Origin of the sequence: Nocardia sp. NPDC057455, from assembly GCF_042802775.1 — a bacterium.
Classification (GTDB): Bacteria; Actinomycetota; Actinomycetes; order Mycobacteriales; family Mycobacteriaceae; genus Nocardia.
In genome coordinates, this window is the sequence record NZ_JBHVDM010000076.1 from 19,866 (window position 1) to 35,486 (window position 15,621).

At 67.5% G+C, this 15,621-nt stretch carries 16 protein-coding genes and 1 riboswitch; of the genes, 10 read left to right on the forward strand and 6 right to left on the reverse strand.

Features of this window, described 5'->3' with window-relative positions:
* Positions 1-32 precede the first annotated feature (32 nt).
* Positions 33-497 (reverse strand): tRNA (cytidine(34)-2'-O)-methyltransferase, encoded by a 465-nt coding sequence (locus ACFU5M_RS25525; RefSeq protein WP_379053223.1) that lies wholly within the window; start codon positions 495-497, stop codon positions 33-35.
* 533 nt (positions 498-1,030) lie between these two features.
* On the opposite strand from ACFU5M_RS25525, the gene ACFU5M_RS25530 reads away from it, so the two are divergent.
* The gene (locus tag ACFU5M_RS25530; protein WP_379053248.1) at positions 1,031-1,276 is read left to right on the forward strand and encodes a DUF3017 domain-containing protein; all 246 of its coding nucleotides are present in this window, start codon (positions 1,031-1,033) and stop codon (positions 1,274-1,276) included.
* Between the two features lie 39 nt (positions 1,277-1,315).
* Here the strand turns inward: ACFU5M_RS25530 and ACFU5M_RS25535 are convergent, their stop codons facing one another.
* Entirely contained in the window at positions 1,316-1,990 is a 675-nt protein-coding gene (locus ACFU5M_RS25535) for a nitroreductase family protein (protein WP_379053224.1), read from the reverse strand.
* A 42-nt stretch (positions 1,991-2,032) separates the two neighbouring features.
* Here ACFU5M_RS25535 and ACFU5M_RS25540 point away from each other — a divergent pair, with 42 nt between their 5' ends.
* A complete protein-coding gene (locus ACFU5M_RS25540; protein ID WP_379053226.1) occupies positions 2,033-2,410 on the forward strand; it encodes a winged helix-turn-helix transcriptional regulator in 378 nt (125 codons plus the stop codon).
* A gap of 73 nt (positions 2,411-2,483) precedes the next feature.
* Here ACFU5M_RS25540 and ACFU5M_RS25545 read toward each other — a convergent pair whose 3' ends face one another.
* The 3 genes from ACFU5M_RS25545 to ACFU5M_RS25555 form a co-directional block, all read right to left on the reverse strand.
* Positions 2,484-3,602, reverse strand: a complete 1,119-nt coding sequence (locus ACFU5M_RS25545) for a homoserine O-acetyltransferase (protein WP_379053250.1) — start codon at positions 3,600-3,602, stop codon at positions 2,484-2,486.
* Positions 3,603-3,637: 35 nt separating this feature from the next.
* Entirely contained in the window at positions 3,638-3,826 is a 189-nt protein-coding gene (locus tag ACFU5M_RS25550; RefSeq protein WP_379053227.1) for a hypothetical protein, read from the reverse strand.
* Positions 3,827-3,842: 16 nt separating this feature from the next.
* Positions 3,843-3,953, reverse strand: a riboswitch (SAM riboswitch).
* 52 nt (positions 3,954-4,005) lie between these two features.
* Positions 4,006-4,719 carry a TetR family transcriptional regulator gene (locus tag ACFU5M_RS25555; RefSeq protein ID WP_379053228.1) on the reverse strand — a complete coding sequence of 238 codons (714 nt, stop codon included), beginning with the start codon at positions 4,717-4,719 and terminating at the stop codon, positions 4,006-4,008.
* 133 nt (positions 4,720-4,852) lie between these two features.
* On the opposite strand from ACFU5M_RS25555, the gene ACFU5M_RS25560 reads away from it, so the two are divergent.
* The 3 genes from ACFU5M_RS25560 to ACFU5M_RS25570 all read left to right on the forward strand — a co-directional run bounded on the left by ACFU5M_RS25560 (position 4,853) and on the right by ACFU5M_RS25570 (position 9,465).
* A complete protein-coding gene (locus ACFU5M_RS25560) occupies positions 4,853-6,346 on the forward strand; it encodes an MFS transporter (protein WP_379053231.1) in 1,494 nt (497 codons plus the stop codon).
* Positions 6,347-6,708: 362 nt separating this feature from the next.
* Complete coding sequence (locus ACFU5M_RS25565; protein WP_040864988.1) at positions 6,709-7,926, forward strand: NADP-dependent isocitrate dehydrogenase; 1,218 nt, start codon at positions 6,709-6,711, stop codon at positions 7,924-7,926.
* A gap of 300 nt (positions 7,927-8,226) precedes the next feature.
* On the forward strand, positions 8,227-9,465 hold the full coding sequence (locus ACFU5M_RS25570; RefSeq protein ID WP_379053232.1) for an MFS transporter: 1,239 nt from the start codon (positions 8,227-8,229) through the stop codon (positions 9,463-9,465).
* Between the two features lie 34 nt (positions 9,466-9,499).
* Here the strand turns inward: ACFU5M_RS25570 and ACFU5M_RS25575 are convergent, their stop codons facing one another.
* Positions 9,500-10,141: a TetR/AcrR family transcriptional regulator gene (locus tag ACFU5M_RS25575; protein WP_379053234.1), complete on the reverse strand. Its 642-nt coding sequence runs from the start codon at positions 10,139-10,141 to the stop codon at positions 9,500-9,502.
* Positions 10,142-10,504: 363 nt separating this feature from the next.
* Here ACFU5M_RS25575 and ACFU5M_RS25580 point away from each other — a divergent pair, with 363 nt between their 5' ends.
* The 5 genes from ACFU5M_RS25580 (at position 10,505) to ACFU5M_RS25600 (ending at position 15,307) form a co-directional block, all read left to right on the forward strand.
* Positions 10,505-11,722, forward strand: a complete 1,218-nt coding sequence (locus tag ACFU5M_RS25580; protein WP_379053235.1) for a lipid-transfer protein — start codon at positions 10,505-10,507, stop codon at positions 11,720-11,722.
* 41 nt (positions 11,723-11,763) lie between these two features.
* Positions 11,764-12,207, forward strand: coding sequence for an SRPBCC family protein (locus ACFU5M_RS25585; RefSeq protein WP_379053237.1), 444 nt, complete (start codon positions 11,764-11,766; stop codon positions 12,205-12,207).
* Positions 12,204-13,073: a MaoC/PaaZ C-terminal domain-containing protein gene (locus tag ACFU5M_RS25590; RefSeq protein ID WP_379053239.1), complete on the forward strand. Its 870-nt coding sequence runs from the start codon at positions 12,204-12,206 to the stop codon at positions 13,071-13,073. The genes ACFU5M_RS25585 and ACFU5M_RS25590 overlap by 4 nt, the downstream gene beginning before the upstream one ends.
* A gap of 75 nt (positions 13,074-13,148) precedes the next feature.
* Positions 13,149-14,024 carry an SDR family oxidoreductase gene (locus ACFU5M_RS25595; protein WP_379053241.1) on the forward strand — a complete coding sequence of 292 codons (876 nt, stop codon included), beginning with the start codon at positions 13,149-13,151 and terminating at the stop codon, positions 14,022-14,024.
* Positions 14,025-14,050: 26 nt separating this feature from the next.
* Positions 14,051-15,307: an acyl-CoA dehydrogenase family protein gene (locus ACFU5M_RS25600; protein ID WP_379053243.1), complete on the forward strand. Its 1,257-nt coding sequence runs from the start codon at positions 14,051-14,053 to the stop codon at positions 15,305-15,307.
* Positions 15,308-15,621 lie beyond the last annotated feature (314 nt).

The window sequence follows — 15,621 nt, forward strand, 5'->3', positions numbered from 1 at the left end:
GCTTCGATTCCCGCACAGACGGTATGGACGGATCAGACGCCGCCGGGGAAGCCTAGTTGACGCCAGGCTTCGTAGACGGTCACCGCGGCCGCGTTGGAGAGATTCATGGAGCGGCGGCCGGGCACCATCGGTATGCGCAGCCGGTCGGTGACGTGCGGGTCCGCCAGCACCTCCGCGGGCAGGCCGGTGGGTTCCGTGCCGAACAGCAGCACGTCGTTCTCGCGGTAGGCCACGTCTGTGAACATGGTGGTGGCCTGCGTCGTGAACGCGAAAACCCGCTCCGGCCGCAACGCCTCCCACGCGGCCGCCAGATTCGCATGCACCGTCACCGACGCCAGATCGTGGTAATCCAACCCCGCCCGGCGCAACTTCGGCTCCGACAGATCGAACCCCAACGGCTCGATCAGATGCAGATGACACCCGGTCCCCGCGACCAACCGGATCGCGTTGCCGGTATTCGGCGGAATGCACGGCTCGTGGAACATCAGATGGAACACAACGCACCAGTCAATCAGGTGGGGGAGAGCGACCGACGATCAGTCGGGCAGCAGACGGAGCGGCACGGAGGGATGGGTTCGACCCGCGCTGAAGTTTCGGCGATCCATGACCGCGAGTTGGTTCGAAAGTACGCCGACTTCCCATGCCCACATGAGTGGCACACCATCGAGGGATCCACTCGCGATTCGCCGCAGCCATGTGCCACTCGTCGCCGGGATCACGGGCGTCGCTCGCCGCCCGAGTGACCGCGAACTGGGAGATTCCCTTTCTCGCCGGAAAGGGAGCCCTCGAGCCATCGGTTACCGCAAAGACGCGTGTGCCCCTCCGGAGAACGCGGAATCGTGGAACTCGATCTGGGCTGGTTCCGCGTTGGTGGGATTCGTCCGGATCGCTTGGCATTCTGATGGGCTCGAAAACCTCCGGCGGACCGGGGGGCGGGTAGGTCTGCAAGAATCGGGGGGTGAGCGATGCCGATACGCCTATCGCCGGGCGCCGCAGTGTGGGGGCGCAGTTTCTGCGCTCGCATCTGCCGATGGTGGTTGTGACGCTGGTCATCGTGGTGGCGGTGGTGTTCGTCGCGTCCGATCGGTGGCGGCGGGGGGCGTTCTTCTTCGGGGGTGCGACGCTGCTGGCGGCGGCGTTCCGGCTGTGTCTGCCGACCGCGCGGGTCGGGTTGCTCGCGGTGCGTAGCAAGCCTTTCGATGTGGGCGCGCTTACTGTGCTCGGCTCGAGCATCCTGTTTCTCGCGGCCACGATCAACACACTCGGCGTCGGCTGACCGCTCGGAATGGGCGACCCGGCCGGGTCGCCCTCGAGATCAGCGCACAGCGGCGTATCGCTCGGCGAAAATCGTTCGCTCGGGTGGACGGCGTCCGGGATGCGGTGGGTGTGCGTCGCTGTAACCGACCGTGACCAGGACCGCGACGGCCAGATCGGCGTGATCGCCGACACCGACGGCCTGCTTCACCAGTTCGGCGTCCCACCCGTTCATCGGGGCCGAGGCCAGGCCGAGGCCGGTGGCCGCCAGCATCGTGTAGGTGGCCGCGATCATCGCGTTCTTCACCGCGTTCTCCCGCAGCAAACCGTGCCGTTCGAGGGCGTGATACTCGGCGCGGGTGTCGAACATGGCCGTGAAGTCGGCATTCCACGCGCCGCGGCGGCCGGCGAGCTCGGCGATATCGGCGTTGCCTGCCCGCCACGCGCCGGCATCGGCGAGGAATACCAGAACTACCGGCGCTTCGAGCGGCTGGGGCTGGCCGAACGCCGCTTCGTGCAGTGCGCGGCGACCGGCTTCGCTCGTCACCACGACGACCGACCGGTCCTGCATGTTCCAGGCGCTGGGGGCCTGCATGGTCAGGTCGAGGAGTTCGTCGATCAGTTCGGGTGCTACCGGATCGGCCCGGTAATGCCGGACGGTGCGGCGGGTTCGAATGGCTTCGGCAACCGAAAGTGTCTGCGTTTCCATAATTCTTACTATCGGAGAGTGACGCATGATTAGGAAGAAGGCACTAAATAGTGCGCTACACTCCGAAAGGTGCCCACATACCTCGAAGGTTCCGGTCTCCCCGCGGACGTGTACTCCGCGAAGTGCCCTACACGGGAGGTTCTCGACCACATCGCGGGCAAGTGGACGGTACTGATCATCGATGCACTCGCGGACGGCACCATGCGCTACACCGATCTTCGCAACCGCATCGAGGGCATCTCCCAGAAGATGCTGACGCAAACGCTGCGGCAGCTGGAGGCGGACGGGTTCGTCACGCGCACAGTGCATCCCACCGTTCCGCCTCGGGTCGACTACACCCTCACCGAACTCGGCCACAGCCTGCGCACGCCGATCGCCGCGTTGCGGGACTGGATCGAAAGCAACATCAACCGGATCGAAGCGGCGCGACGAGCCGCAGCGCTGTGAGCGCGGACGGAATGGTGGCGCGAGGCAGCGCTCGGCACGTCGAGCGCCGGACGAGACAGCCGGGACGTAGCCCTCAGCGCTCGGGTCGCATACCCGCCCGTGCGAGTCGCATGGTCTCGGTCAGCAGCTTCGACACCGCCGCCGCCTCGGTGAGGAATCCGTCGTGCCCGTCGCGCGAGTGCACGACCTCCAGTCCGTCGCAACCGGGCAGCAGATCGGCGAGCTCCTGCTGGGTCCGCAGCGGGTACAGCCGGTCGGAGTCGACGCCGCCGACCACACACGGCACCGGCGTCGCCGCGAGCGCCGCCTCGACGCCGCCGCGGCCCCGGCCGACGTCGTGGCGGTTCATCGCCTCGGTCAGCAGCACATAGGTGGCGGGATCGAAACGCTTGCACAGCTTTTCGGCCTGGTGGTCCAGGTAGCTCTGCACCGCGTAGCGGCCGCCGTTCCACGGGTCCTCGTCGCCCTGGGGCTTGTTCTCGAACCGGTGATCCAGCTCGAACTCGGTGCGGTAGGTCAGGTGTGCGATCCGCCGGGCCAGGGCCATGCCCGTCAGCGGGGCGCGGCCGGTGCCGTGATAGTCGCCGCCCTGCCAGTCCGGATCGGCCTTGATCGCCGCGATCTGCGTGGTCTGCGTGCCGATCTGGTCGGCGGTGGCGCGTGCGCCGACCGCGAGCACCAGCGCCGCGGCGACCCGCTCCGGTGCGCCGACCATCCACTCCAGCACCCGCATGCCGCCCATCGACCCGCCGACCACGGCGGCGAGCCGCTCGACGCCGAGCAGGTCGAGCAGAGCGGCCTCGGCGATCACCTGATCGCGGATGGAGATCTCGGGAAACCGTGTGCCCCAAGCCTTCCCGTCCGGCGCCGGACTCGACGGCCCGGTGCTTCCCTTGCAGCCGCCGAGCACGTTCGTAGCGATCACACACCATTCGTCGGTGTCCAGCGGTGCGCCCGGCCCGACCATGCCGTCCCACCAGCCGGGCATCTGGTGCACGTCGTCGGGCTTGCCGACAACGTGCGAGTCGCCGGTCAGCGCGTGTTCGACCAGCACGACGTTGTCCAGTTCGGGGGAGAGTTCACCCCAGCGCTGCACCGCGAGGTGGACGTCCGGGATGACCGCGCCGTTCTCCAGTCGCACGTCCCCGATGGCGATGGTGCCGAGCTGCCCGTCCGCGGGCGGCAGGGCGATGCCGGAGGTCTGCGTGCTCGGTTCGGTGCGCACGGTCACGTCGCTGCCGTCACGAAGCCGGCGCATAGATCGGCCGAAATGTTCGCGATGCCGGCTACACGGCTGTACGGCGCTGCCGGGTCCAGCTCGGCCCCGGGCGCGGTGAATTCACTCATGGTTTGCTCCCAAACAGGTGTTCGCCGGTACAGCAGGGTTAGCGGCGTGTGGGTGACGAACAACAACACATGCCGGCGACCTCCTGTTACGCGCTTGCTCCCGGCTCTCGGGAGCCAGGTCATCACCCGGAGCACCCCACCGCGGATGGAGGGTTGCCGACCAGCGAGCCGGGGCTTGGCGCTAATACTCATGACCTGCCCGGCATCATAACCGGCGCGCGGTCAGCGCTCGAAATCCTCCACCGAACTCACTGGTCCGCGGCGGTCGGCGCCCCGCAGCAGGTGCGGACGAACTCGTCGAAGGCCTCGGTGAAGGCGGCGCGTCCGGCCCTTGTCGCGGTCGACAGATCCTCGTCCAGGAACGCGTCGTCCGAGCACTCCATGCCGACATGACCGATCAGTTGCCAGGTACCGACGATGAGCCGTACCGCGCGCGCGTCCGGTTCGACCCCGAGGCGCTCGGCGACAACCGCCGCGATCGCCGTCTCCTTGTCGTCGGCGTGTTCGAGGCTGCGCGCGCTGACCGAAGGGCTGCTGCGCATGATTCGTTGCATCTTCTGGAACTGCCGGAAAGACAACGGATCGGCCTCGCCCGCCTCGGCGGCTTGATCGACCACGTGCAGGAAGGCCGCGAGCAGCGCCTGCAGTTCGTTGCCGGTGCGTGGCTGCCGGCGCAGCGTCTCGGCGATGGTGCGCCCGAAGTCCTGGACCGGACCGAGGACGATGTCCTCCTTGCTGTCGAAATAGCGGTTGATCGTGCGCGGCGATACCTCCGCCTCGTTGGCGATCTGCTCGATCGTGGTCGCGTCGAAGCCCTGTGTGTCGCACAGATCCAGGGCTGCCGCGATGATGCGCAACCTCGTCTGCTGCTTCTTGCGTTCGCGCAGCCCTGTGGTCGCGGGGGCGCCCGCGGCACGGTCGGCCGCAGCGCTCGCGCCCATCGGCGCCGATGACTCGAGCATGCCCCCATGCTAACGCAACCCGCTGTTTTCCTGTCTTTAACGGTCAAATGTCGTAATGCGACATTTTTCTCTTGACGACAAATGTCGCTCGATGACAGGATGACTTCCGACATCGAAGGACGAGGAGACGACCGTGACGGAAACCGGGACAGCGGCGCACACGCCGCGCAAAGCGGTCGGCTCAGCGCGCTGGCTCGCGCTGACTGTGATCGCACTAGCCCAGCTCATGGTGGTGCTGGACGCCACCATCGTGACCATCTCGCTGCCGTTCGCGCAGCGTGATCTCGACATCAGCGACGGCAACCGGCAGTGGATGCTCACCGCCTACACGCTGATCTTCGGCGGCTTGCTGCTGCTGGGCGGCAGGCTGGCCGACTACCTCGGCCGCCGCCGAATCTTCATCATCGGCCTGATCGGCTTCGCGGGCGCTTCGGCGCTGGCCGGTCTCGCGCAGACCGGCGCGGAACTGTTCGCCGGGCGCGCGTTGCAGGGCGCCTTCGCCGCGCTGCTGGCCCCGGCCGCGCTCTCGCTCCTGTCGGTGACCTTCACCGAGCCCGGCGAGCGGGCCACCGCGTTCGGTGTGTTCGCGGGCATCTCCGCGGGCGGCGCGGCACTCGGCCTGATCGCGGGTGGCGCGCTCACCGAGTACGCGTCGTGGCGCTGGTGCCTGCTGGTCAATACGCCGATCGCGCTGCTCGCGCTGGTCGGGGCGCTGGCCTGGGTGGCGAAGGACGTGCCGACGCCGCGCACCGGGGGATATGACATCCCCGGTGCTGTCACGGTGACGCTCGGCCTGATCGCCATCGTGTACGGCTTCAGCCGCGCCGCCGACGACGGCTGGCTGGCCGGCAGCACCCTGGCGCTGCTCGTCGCCGGGTCGGCCCTGCTCGTCGCCTTCGTCGCGATCGAACGGCGCTCGTCGAACCCGCTGCTGCCGTTGCACATCCCGGGTGAGATCAACCGCGGTGGCGCGTTCCTCGCCGCCCTGCTCATCCCGATCGCGATGTTCGCGATGTTCCTGTTCCTGAGCTTCTACTTCCAGATCACGCTCGGCTACTCCGCGCTGAAGGCGGGTTTCGCGTTCCTGCCCTTCCCGGCGGGCATCGCGATCTCGGCTGGTGTCACCAGCGCATTGCTGCCGAAGCTCGGCCCGCGTCCGCTGATGCTGGCCGGTGCCGTGCTCGGCGTCATCGGCCTGCTGCTGCTGGCCCAGCTGAGCTACGGCGACAGCTTCCTGGCCGGGGTGTTGCCCGCGCAGGTGCTCATCGCGCTCGGCATGGGTCCGTTGTTCGTCGGGATGCAGACGGTCGCGCTGCATCAGGTGGAGGAAGCGGACTCGGGCGTCGCCTCCGCGCTGCTGAACGCGGCGCAGCAGGTCGGCGGTGCGGTCGGGACGGCGCTGCTCACCACGATCTCGGTGCAGGTCGCGAAGTCCTTCGCGCAGGACAACCCTGGCATCGACAACCTGGCCGCGCGCGCCGCGATCCACAGCTATGACGTGGCCTTCTATGTGGGCGCCGGATTCTTCCTCGCGGCCGTCCCGATCATCGCGCTGATGATCCGGGACCGGCCGGAGAACCTGATCGAAGGGTCCGAAGAAGGGGCCCGGATCCCGGTCGGGGTCTGATCCGCTGTTGACGGGGTCCGCGCGACGTTCACCGACGTCGCGCGGACCTTGTCGTCTGCCGGATGGTTGCCGGGCATGGACGGAAGGCGGATCATGGCGACGACGGCGGTCTCACGATGTCCCTCGCGGTCCCGAAGAGCCGCCGCCGACCTACCAATCGGTAACAAAGGTGGCGCAGCTCACTCCGGGGGCTGCCCGTGCGGTGAGGACTCGGGCAGCAGTACGCTCGTCTTGTTTGCGCCACACGTCTCGCCGACAACGCGGGACATATACGTTGTCTGTTGGAACAGCTGGGGTCCGCTCACAAGCGTGTTCGCCTGGCCGTGCAATGAGGGCACCATCCTAGGAGGACACGAAGATCCATGTCCAAGATCAAGGTTGAAGGTACCGTCGTAGAACTCGACGGCGACGAGATGACCCGGATCATCTGGCAGTTCATCAAGGACAAGCTGATCCACCCCTACCTCGATGTGAACCTGGAGTATTACGACCTGGGCATCGAGTACCGCGACAAGACAGACGACCAGGTCACCGTCGACGCCGCCGAAGCAATCAAGCGGCACGGCGTCGGTGTGAAATGCGCCACCATTACCCCGGACGAGGCGCGGGTCAAGGAATTCGGCCTCAAGAAGATGTGGCGTTCGCCCAACGGCACGATCCGCAACATTCTGGGCGGCACCATCTTCCGTGCCCCGATCATCATCTCGAACGTTCCCCGGCTGGTTCCCGGCTGGACCAAGCCGATCATCATCGGCCGCCACGCGTTCGGCGACCAGTACCGCGCCACCGACTTCAAGGTGTTCCAGGGCGGCACCGTCACCTTGACCTTCACCCCGGACGACGGCAGCGAGCCGATCGTGCACGAGGTCGTGAAGATGCCCGAGGACGGCGGCGTCGTCATGGGCATGTACAACTTCCGCAAGTCCATCGAGGATTTCGCGCGGGCGTCGTTCAACTACGGCCTGCAGCAGAACTACCCGGTGTACATGTCGACGAAGAACACCATCCTGAAGGCCTATGACGGCATGTTCAAGGACACCTTCCAGGACATCTTCGACGCCGAGTTCAAGAGCCAGTTCGACGCCGCGGGCCTGACCTACGAGCATCGTCTCATCGACGACATGGTCGCCTCCTCCATGAAGTGGGAGGGCGGCTACGTCTGGGCGTGCAAGAACTACGACGGCGACGTGCAGTCCGACACCGTGGCCCAGGGCTTCGGTTCGCTCGGCCTGATGACGTCGGTACTGCTCACCCCGGACGGGCAGACTTGTGAGGCCGAGGCCGCGCACGGCACGGTCACCCGGCACTACCGCCAGCACCAGCAGGGCAAGCCGACCTCGACCAACCCGATCGCGTCCATCTTCGCCTGGACCCGAGGGCTCGAGCACCGCGGCAAGCTGGACAACACCCCCGAGGTCATCGGCTTCGCGCAGACCCTCGAGGACGTCGTCATCAAGACCGTCGAGGGCGGCCAGATGACCAAGGATCTCGCGCTGCTCGTCGGCGGGGATCAGGGCTACCTGAGCACCGAGGAGTTCCTCGGCGCCCTGGACGCCAACCTGGCTCGCGCACTGCGCTGAGTTCGCGGTCGCCGACAAGGCGCCGAACCGCGGGGCCGAGCCGCGTCGCTCGGCCGACTCCGGCGCTGGGTGCTCACCCAGCGCCGGGCTGAACATCGGGCACCCGCCCCACCCACCGGTGGAACGGGTGCCCGCACTGTTTCATTCGCCCCGGCATTCCTACCAAGTGGCGTGCCGATCGGACCCCTGTCCGTTATATGCGATTCGCGGTGTCGACCAGCGTCGTTCATCGATGTCACGGTGGGCGAACTCACGTCCGCCCGGGAAGCGATCAGGGGTCGGGACCGGTTACATGAACACGTGACCAGCCCTGCGACGACCAGCACGACCGCCCCGCCTGGACGCACCGACTGGCACTTACCGGCCATGCTTGCGCTGGCTCTCGGCGGATTCGGGATCGGGACGACCGAATTCGTCACCATGGGTTTGCTTCCGGATATCGCCTCGGCCATGCACGTCTCCGAGCCGACCGCGGGGCACGCGGTCTCGGCCTATGCGCTCGGCGTGGTGATCGGCGCGCCCCTCATCGCGGCGCTGTGCGCGCGGATGGCGCGCAAGCGGCTGCTCGTCGCGCTCATGGTGGCGTTCACCGTGGGCAACGCGGCGACCGTGCTGGCTCCCTCGTTCGAGACGCTGGTTCTGGCGCGCTTCGTCTCGGGATTGCCGCACGGCGCCTACTTCGGTGTCGCCTCGCTGGCCGCCGCCACCCTGGCACCGGCGGGACAGCGGGCCAAAGCGGTTGCCGCGGTTATGCTGGGGTTGAGCGCCGCCAACGTCGTCGGCGTTCCCGCAGCCACCTGGCTCGGGCAGCATCTCGGCTGGCGCGACGCCTTCGTGGTGGTCGCGTTGATCGGTGTCTGCACCGTAGCGGCCCTGCTGCGCTTCCTCCCGGAACTCACCGGCATCACGGTGACGGATCCGAAGACCGAACTCGGCGCGCTGCGCCGTCCGCAGGTGCTCTTGACGCTGCTCGTCGGCGCCGTCGGGTTCGGCGGCATGTTCGCCGTCTACACCTACATCGCGACTACGCTCACCGACGTCGCCGGTCTGCGGCCGGGGGCGGTCCCCCTGGTACTGATGCTGTTCGGCGTGGGCATGGTGGTCGGAAACATCGTCGGCGGCGTGCTCGCCGACCGGGGCGTTGACCGGGCCGTCTCGGTGTCGATGGTCGCGATGACCGTGATCCTCGGGGGCTTCGTCGCCGCCGCGCACAACCCTTACACGGCGGCGTTCGGCGCGTTGCTGGTCGGCGCCTCCGGGGCCGCGCTGGCGCCCGGCCTGCAAACCCGCCTGATGGATGTCGCGGCGGATGCCCAGACCCTCGCCGCCGCCCTCAACCACGCCGCTTTGAACATCGCCAACGCCGCGGGAGCTTGGCTCGGCGGTCTGGTCATCGCGGCCGGCCTCGGTTACACGGCCCCGGCCGTGGTCGGCGCCGCCTTGGCCGCGACCGGCGTGTTGTTGTTCGCGGTCACGGTCTGGATCGCGCGGAGGTCGCGGGGCCGGGTAGCGCCCGCCGCGGTGGCAACGCAGCAGTAGCACCGCCGCCGGGCGGACCGGCCGGGTGTGCGGACTATTCGGCGGGTTGGCCGGCCAGCGCGCGGCCCGCGATCTCGTGCAAATGCGCCGAGGCGCGGCGCCACCGGCGACGGGCGCGTTCGGCGTCCGGGTCGATGAAGTTCGAGATCAGGATGCCGCGCAGCGCGTCCATGGCCGTGTAGATGAAGTCGCGCGCCTCTTTGCGGCGCACGTCGTCCGGCACGAAACGGGCGACCGCCAGTAGGACGGCGTTGTTGACGAACGGCTCGACCTTCTCCATCGCCGCGGCCAGTACCGGATCGGTCCGTCCCGCCACCCACAACTCGACGGTCGCGATGAACAGTGGACCCTGGTGCAGGTCCCACAGGAACTCCAGCGCCGCCGTCACCGGATCGGCACCGGCCTCGACCCGGGACATCTCCCGCATGGCGGTCTCGGCGCGCAGCTGAGCGAGATGACTGATCGCGGCCACCACGAGATCGGTCTTCGAGCCGAAGTGATGCACTTGGGCCCCGCGAGTCACCCCCGCGCGTTCGGCCACTCGCGGCGTCGTTGTGCCGGAGTATCCGTACTCGACCAGGCAGTCCACTGTCGCGTCCAGCAAGCGTGTGCGCATCTCGGTGCTGCGCTGCTCCTGCGTCCGGCGCTGCTGCTTCACGACTACGCTCCTGGCCATCGCTCGATCTTACACTTACATACACTGCTGTATGTTCTGGCCGTCGAGCGGGTGCCATCATGGTCGCGTCGGGCCGTTCGAAACGCTTCGGTGCTCCTTTCTTGCGCCCGCGCATATCGTCGCCGAGCGGCGTCCCTCTCAATTATTCGGCGACGAATCTCTGGTGCGCTCGGAGCGATCTCCGGCACAGTAATCGAAGAACATGCATGTCTCACTGTATGTCGCAGGCAGGGCGCAATCGGCTGGTTACTTGCGTGGGGTTTGCGCCTCCGCGCGGACTTCTTGCCCACTTACATACAACCTTGTATGTTTGTTTTTACTGGTTCGGCCGCCTCGCGGCGTACGCACAAACTGAGGAGTTCGATGGCGAACAAGGTCTACGTGGTCGGTGTCGGGATGACGAAGTTCGAGAAGCCGGGCCGCCGCGTGGTCGAGGAAGCCGACGGCACCACCCGCGCGTGGGACTACCCGGACATGGCCAGGGAATCGGGAACCAAGGCGCTCGCCGATGCGGGCATCGCTTACGGCCTGGTGGAACAGGCCTACGTCGGTTATGTCTACGGCGAATCCACCTCCGGGCAGCGTGCCGTCTACGAACTCGGCATGACCGGCATCCCGGTGGTCAACGTGAACAACAATTGCTCCACCGGCTCGACGGCGCTGTACCTCGCGGCGCAGGCGATCCGGGGCGGCCTGGCGGAATGCACGCTGGCGCTGGGCTTCGAGAAGATGCAACCCGGCTCGCTCGGGTCCACCTGGGACGACCGAGAACAGCCGATGGCCAAGCACATCATGGCGCTGGCGGAGATCTCCGAAGTGCTCTTCCCGGTGGCGCCGTGGATGTTCGGTGCCGCGGGGCGCGAGCACATGAAGCAGTACGGCACCACCGCCGAGCATTTCGCCAAGATCGGCTACAAGAACCACAAGCATTCGGTGAACAACCCGTTTTCGCAGTTCCAGGACGAGTACACGCTCGATGACATTCTCGCCTCGCGGATGATCTACGACCCGCTCACCAAGTTGCAGTGTTCGCCGACCTCCGACGGGTCGGGTGCGGTCATCCTCGCGAGCGAGGAGTTCGTCGACGCCCACGGCCTCGCCGGGCAGGCGGTGGAGATCGTCGGCCAGGCGATGACCACCGACTTCGCCTCGAGCTTCGACGAGTCGGCCAAGAATCTGATCGGCTACGACATGAACGTTCAGGCCGCGCGGAAGGTCTATCAGCAGGCGGGGCTGGGCCCGGAGGACTTCCAGGTCATCGAGCTGCACGACTGCTTCTCGGCCAACGAACTGCTGCTCTACGAAGCGCTCGGACTGTGCGGCCAAGGCGAGGCGGGACAGCTGGTCGACGACGGCCGGACCACCTACGGCGGCACATGGGTGGTCAACCCCTCCGGCGGCCTCATCTCGAAGGGGCATCCGCTCGGTGCGACAGGTCTCGCGCAGTGCTCGGAACTGACCTGGCAGCTGCGCGGCACCGCGGACAAGCGGCAGGTGGACGGCGTCACCGCCGCGCTGCAACACAACATCGGCCTCGGCGGCGCGGCCGTGGTCACCGCCTACCAACGCGCCGATCGCTGAACGCGGCCCGGCCGCGGACGAACTCGACGAGGAGTCGACATATGGGACACATCGAAGCCACCAAAGACGTCAACGCCGCCCCGGAGGCCCTGTGGGCGGTCGTCTCCGACCCGCAGACCTGGGACAAGTGGTTCACCATCCACGAGCGCTTCATGGAGGAGCCGCCCGCCGTGCTGACCGAGGGCGTCAAGCTGGTCGCCAAGATCGTGATGCTCGGCATGGCGAACAAGCTGGAATGGACCATCGTCTCGGTAAACGCGCCGCACACACTGACCCTCGGCGGGACCGGCATGGCCGGGGTGAAGACCGAATTCACCTTCGACATCCGGCCCAACGGCGAGGGAAGCACCATCCTGGTGTCCGGCGACTTCGAGGGCGCCCTGATCAAGGGCGCGCTCGGCAAAGCGGTGGAGAAGGACGGCAGCAAACAGCTGGACCGATCCCTCGAACAACTCGACGCCCTCGCCGCGAAGGCCCCAGCATGAGCGCCACCGCTCGTGTCGTCGAGTTCGACGACAGCGGCTTGGAGACCTGGTCCGACGAGGAGCGTTTCGACGTCACCGCCGAGCGCGCCGCGGAATACGCGGCCGCGACGAACGATCCGATCGCCGCGCATCTGGCCGGCACGGTGGCCGGGCCGGTCTTCGCCATCGTCCCGGTCTTCGAGGCCATGATGATGCCCGTCATCGATGTCGCGCCGATGGACATCTTCGGCCGCGTCGTGCACGGGGAGCAGGACTTCCACTTCCACCGCGCGATCCGGCCCGGGGACCGGCTGGTGTCACGCGCCAAGGCGATCGGCTACACCAGCCGCCCCAACGGGACGACCATCACCCTCCGCATCGAATGCCGCACCGACGCTGGCGAACCGGTCAACGACCAATACCTGACCGCCTTCTTCCGCAACATCGACGCGGGCAAGACGGTCGGCGCGGCCGCTCCGGCGCACAAGTTCGACGTACGGCTGCGCGAGCAGGAGCCGGTCGCGGTCGTGGCGCAGCACGTGGACCGCGACCAGACCTTCCGTTACGCACCGGCGTCCGGCGATCCGGTGCCGCTGCATCTGGACGAGCAAGTCGCCCAGGACGCCGGACTGCCGGGCATCATCGCGCACGGGTTGTGCACCATGGCGTTCGCGTCCTGGGCGGTGCTCACCGAAGTCGCGGAGTCGGACGTGCATCGGCTCAGGCGTTTCGCGGTGCGCTTCGCCGGGTTGGTCTTCCCCGGCGACGATCTGGAGACCCGCATCTGGAAGGCCGGCTCCTCCGGCGGGGTCACCCGCTACGCCTTCGAGACCGTGCGCGACGGCGATGTCGTGCTCAGCGACGGACTGGCCGAGATCACCGACTGATCATCGAGCGGCGGCACGGATTCCGCCGCGTTCTTTCCCATCGCCGGATGCGGCGCGAGTTCAGGAGACAAACACATGGGCGTACTGGCCGGACGGGTCGCCGTCATCACCGGTGCGGGTCGCGGCATCGGCCGCGAGCACGCACTGCTGTTCGCACGGGAGGGCGCCGCGGTGGTCGTCAACGACCTCGGCGGCAGTAACGCGGGCGAGGGGGCCGACAGCGGTCCCGCCCAAGAGGTGGCGCGCGAGATCGTCGCCGCCGGCGGCAAGGCGGTGGCCAACACCGACGACGTCGCCACCTGGGACGGCGCGCAGAAGCTGGTCGAACAGGCGGTCACCGAGTTCGGCCGCCTCGACGCCGTGGTCAACAACGCGGGCATCCTGCGCGACGCCTTCATTGCGGGCATGTCCGAAGCGCAGTGGGACGCGGTGATCGCCGTGCACCTCAAAGGCCACGCCGCGGTGCTGCACCATGCCGCCGCGTACTGGAAGCAGCAGTCCAAGGCGGGCAACCAGCCCAACGCCGCCGTGATCAACACCGCCTCGGCGTCGGGCACCACCCTGCCCAACCCGGGCCAGGCCAACTACGGCGCGGCCAAAGCCGCGATCGCCGCACTGACCCTGGTGGCGGCCGATGAGCTGGCGCGCTACGGCGTGCGGGTCAACGCGATAGCGCCGATCGCGCGCACCCGACTCACCCTGGCCACCCCTGGCATGGGCGAGATGCTGGCGGCCGAGGCGGAGTCGTCCGAGGGTGGGTTCGACGCCTTCGCCCCGGCCAATATCGCACCGCTGGTCGCCTACCTGGCCGCCGAGACGTGCCCGATCACCGGCAAGGTTTTCGCGGTGCAGGGCGGTGCGATCTCCGAGCTGGCCGGTTGGCACGATGTGAAGACCATCGAGACCGAGGGCCCCTGGCTGATCGACGACATCGCCGTCCGGCTGCCCTGATCTAGGGGAATGTGAGGAGAACGACGATGTTCGAATGGTCCGAGACCGATGTGCTGATCCGCGATGCCGTCCGGGGGTTCATCGACAAGGAGATCCGTCCCAACCTGGACGCGCTCGACAGCGGCGAACTGCCGCCGTACCCGGTCATCCGGAAATTGTTCCGCGAGTTCGGGATCGACGTGATGGGCGGCGAGGCCGTGCAGAAGATGCTGGCCAAACAGGAGGCGCGGGAGGCCGCCGCCGTGGCGGGGGAGCCGAAACCGGAGAAGAAGGCTTCCGGCTCGAGCCCCTTCGCCGGACAGGAATCGCTGATGGCGGTGCTCATCGGTGAGCTGTCAGGGGTGTGCATGGGCCTGGTCAGCGCGATGGGCGTGAGCATCGGTCTCGGCGCCACCACGATCATGTCGCGGGGCACCCCGGCGCAGAAGCAGCGCTGGCTCGAGGACATCGTCACCATGCGGAAGGTCGCGTCGTGGGCGATCACCGAACCGGACTCCGGTTCCGACGCGTTCGGCGGCATGAAGACCTACGTCAAGCGCGACGGTGAGGATTATCTGCTCAACGGTCAGAAGACCTTCATCACCAACGGTCCCTTTGCCGACGTGATGATCGTCTACGCGAAGCTCGACGACGGGTCGGGCGGCGACAAGCGCGAGCGCAAGGTGCTCACCTTCGTGCTCGACAAGGGCATGCCCGGCCTCACCCAGGGCAAGCCGTTCAAGAAGATGGGCCTGCACTCCTCGCCGACCGGTGAGCTGTTCTTCGACAACGTGCGCGTCGGCCGGGACCGGCTGCTGGGCGAGAGCGAGGAGCACAAGGGCGGCGACGGCCGCGACAGCGCCCGGTCCAGCTTCACCGCCGAGCGCGTCGGCGTGGCCTTCATGGCGCTGGGCATCATCAACGAGTGTCATCGGCTGTGCGTGGAGTACGCCAAGAGCCGCAAGCTGTGGGGCCAGGAGATCGGTCGATTCCAGCTGGTCCAGCTGAAGCTGGCGCGGATGGAGGTCGCGCGGATCAACGTGCAGAACATGGTGTTCAACACGCTGGAGCGGGGCCGCGCGGGCAAACCCCCGACCCTGGCCGAGGCCTCCGCGATGAAGCTGTACGCCTCCGAGGCGGCCACCGAGGTGGCGATGGAAGCGGTCCAGCTCTTCGGCGGCAACGGCTACATGACCGAGTACCGCGTCGAGCAACTCGCGCGCGACGCCAAGTCGCTGATGATCTACGCGGGCAGCAACGAGATCCAGGTGACCCACATCGCGAAGGGGCTGCTCGCGCAGTAGTTTCGAGCCGGCCGACCTCGCACGGCAGGGGGAGCGGTACCGCACTTGCTCGCGCGACACCGCCCGCCGCACCGAGCCGCGTGCGCTATGCCCGAGTTCGGGTGTCGATGTGCCGACTTGGTCCTGATAACGGGGTTTCGACCGAGGCGGACTTGGTAATGCCCGCCCGCCGCCGCACCGAGCCGCGTGCCCTATGCCCGGAGTTCGAATTCCGACGCCCCCAGCTCAACCCCGACTCCCGGTTTCGAGCGAAGCGAGACCGAGCATGTCCCGTTCGCGGCCCGGCTCGCGTCCGAGTGATCGCTGCGTCCGCG

Bases quoted from the DNA above. Each gene is read 5' to 3' on its own strand.
- ACFU5M_RS25585 (WP_379053237.1), top strand. From the start codon at position 11,764: ATGGGACACATCGAAGCCACCAAAGACGTCAACGCCGCCCCGGAGGCC.
- ACFU5M_RS25590 (WP_379053239.1), top strand. From the start codon at position 12,204: ATGAGCGCCACCGCTCGTGTCGTCGAGTTCGACGACAGCGGCTTGGAG.
- ACFU5M_RS25600 (WP_379053243.1), top strand. From the start codon at position 14,051: ATGTTCGAATGGTCCGAGACCGATGTGCTGATCCGCGATGCCGTCCGG.
- ACFU5M_RS25555 (WP_379053228.1), bottom strand. From the start codon at position 4,719: ATGCTCGAGTCATCGGCGCCGATGGGCGCGAGCGCTGCGGCCGACCGT.
- ACFU5M_RS25535 (WP_379053224.1), bottom strand. From the start codon at position 1,990: ATGCGTCACTCTCCGATAGTAAGAATTATGGAAACGCAGACACTTTCG.
- ACFU5M_RS25530 (WP_379053248.1), top strand. From the start codon at position 1,031: ATGGTGGTTGTGACGCTGGTCATCGTGGTGGCGGTGGTGTTCGTCGCG.
- ACFU5M_RS25595 (WP_379053241.1), top strand. From the start codon at position 13,149: ATGGGCGTACTGGCCGGACGGGTCGCCGTCATCACCGGTGCGGGTCGC.
- ACFU5M_RS25580 (WP_379053235.1), top strand. From the start codon at position 10,505: ATGGCGAACAAGGTCTACGTGGTCGGTGTCGGGATGACGAAGTTCGAG.
- ACFU5M_RS25575 (WP_379053234.1), bottom strand. From the start codon at position 10,141: ATGGCCAGGAGCGTAGTCGTGAAGCAGCAGCGCCGGACGCAGGAGCAG.
- ACFU5M_RS25565 (WP_040864988.1), top strand. From the start codon at position 6,709: ATGTCCAAGATCAAGGTTGAAGGTACCGTCGTAGAACTCGACGGCGAC.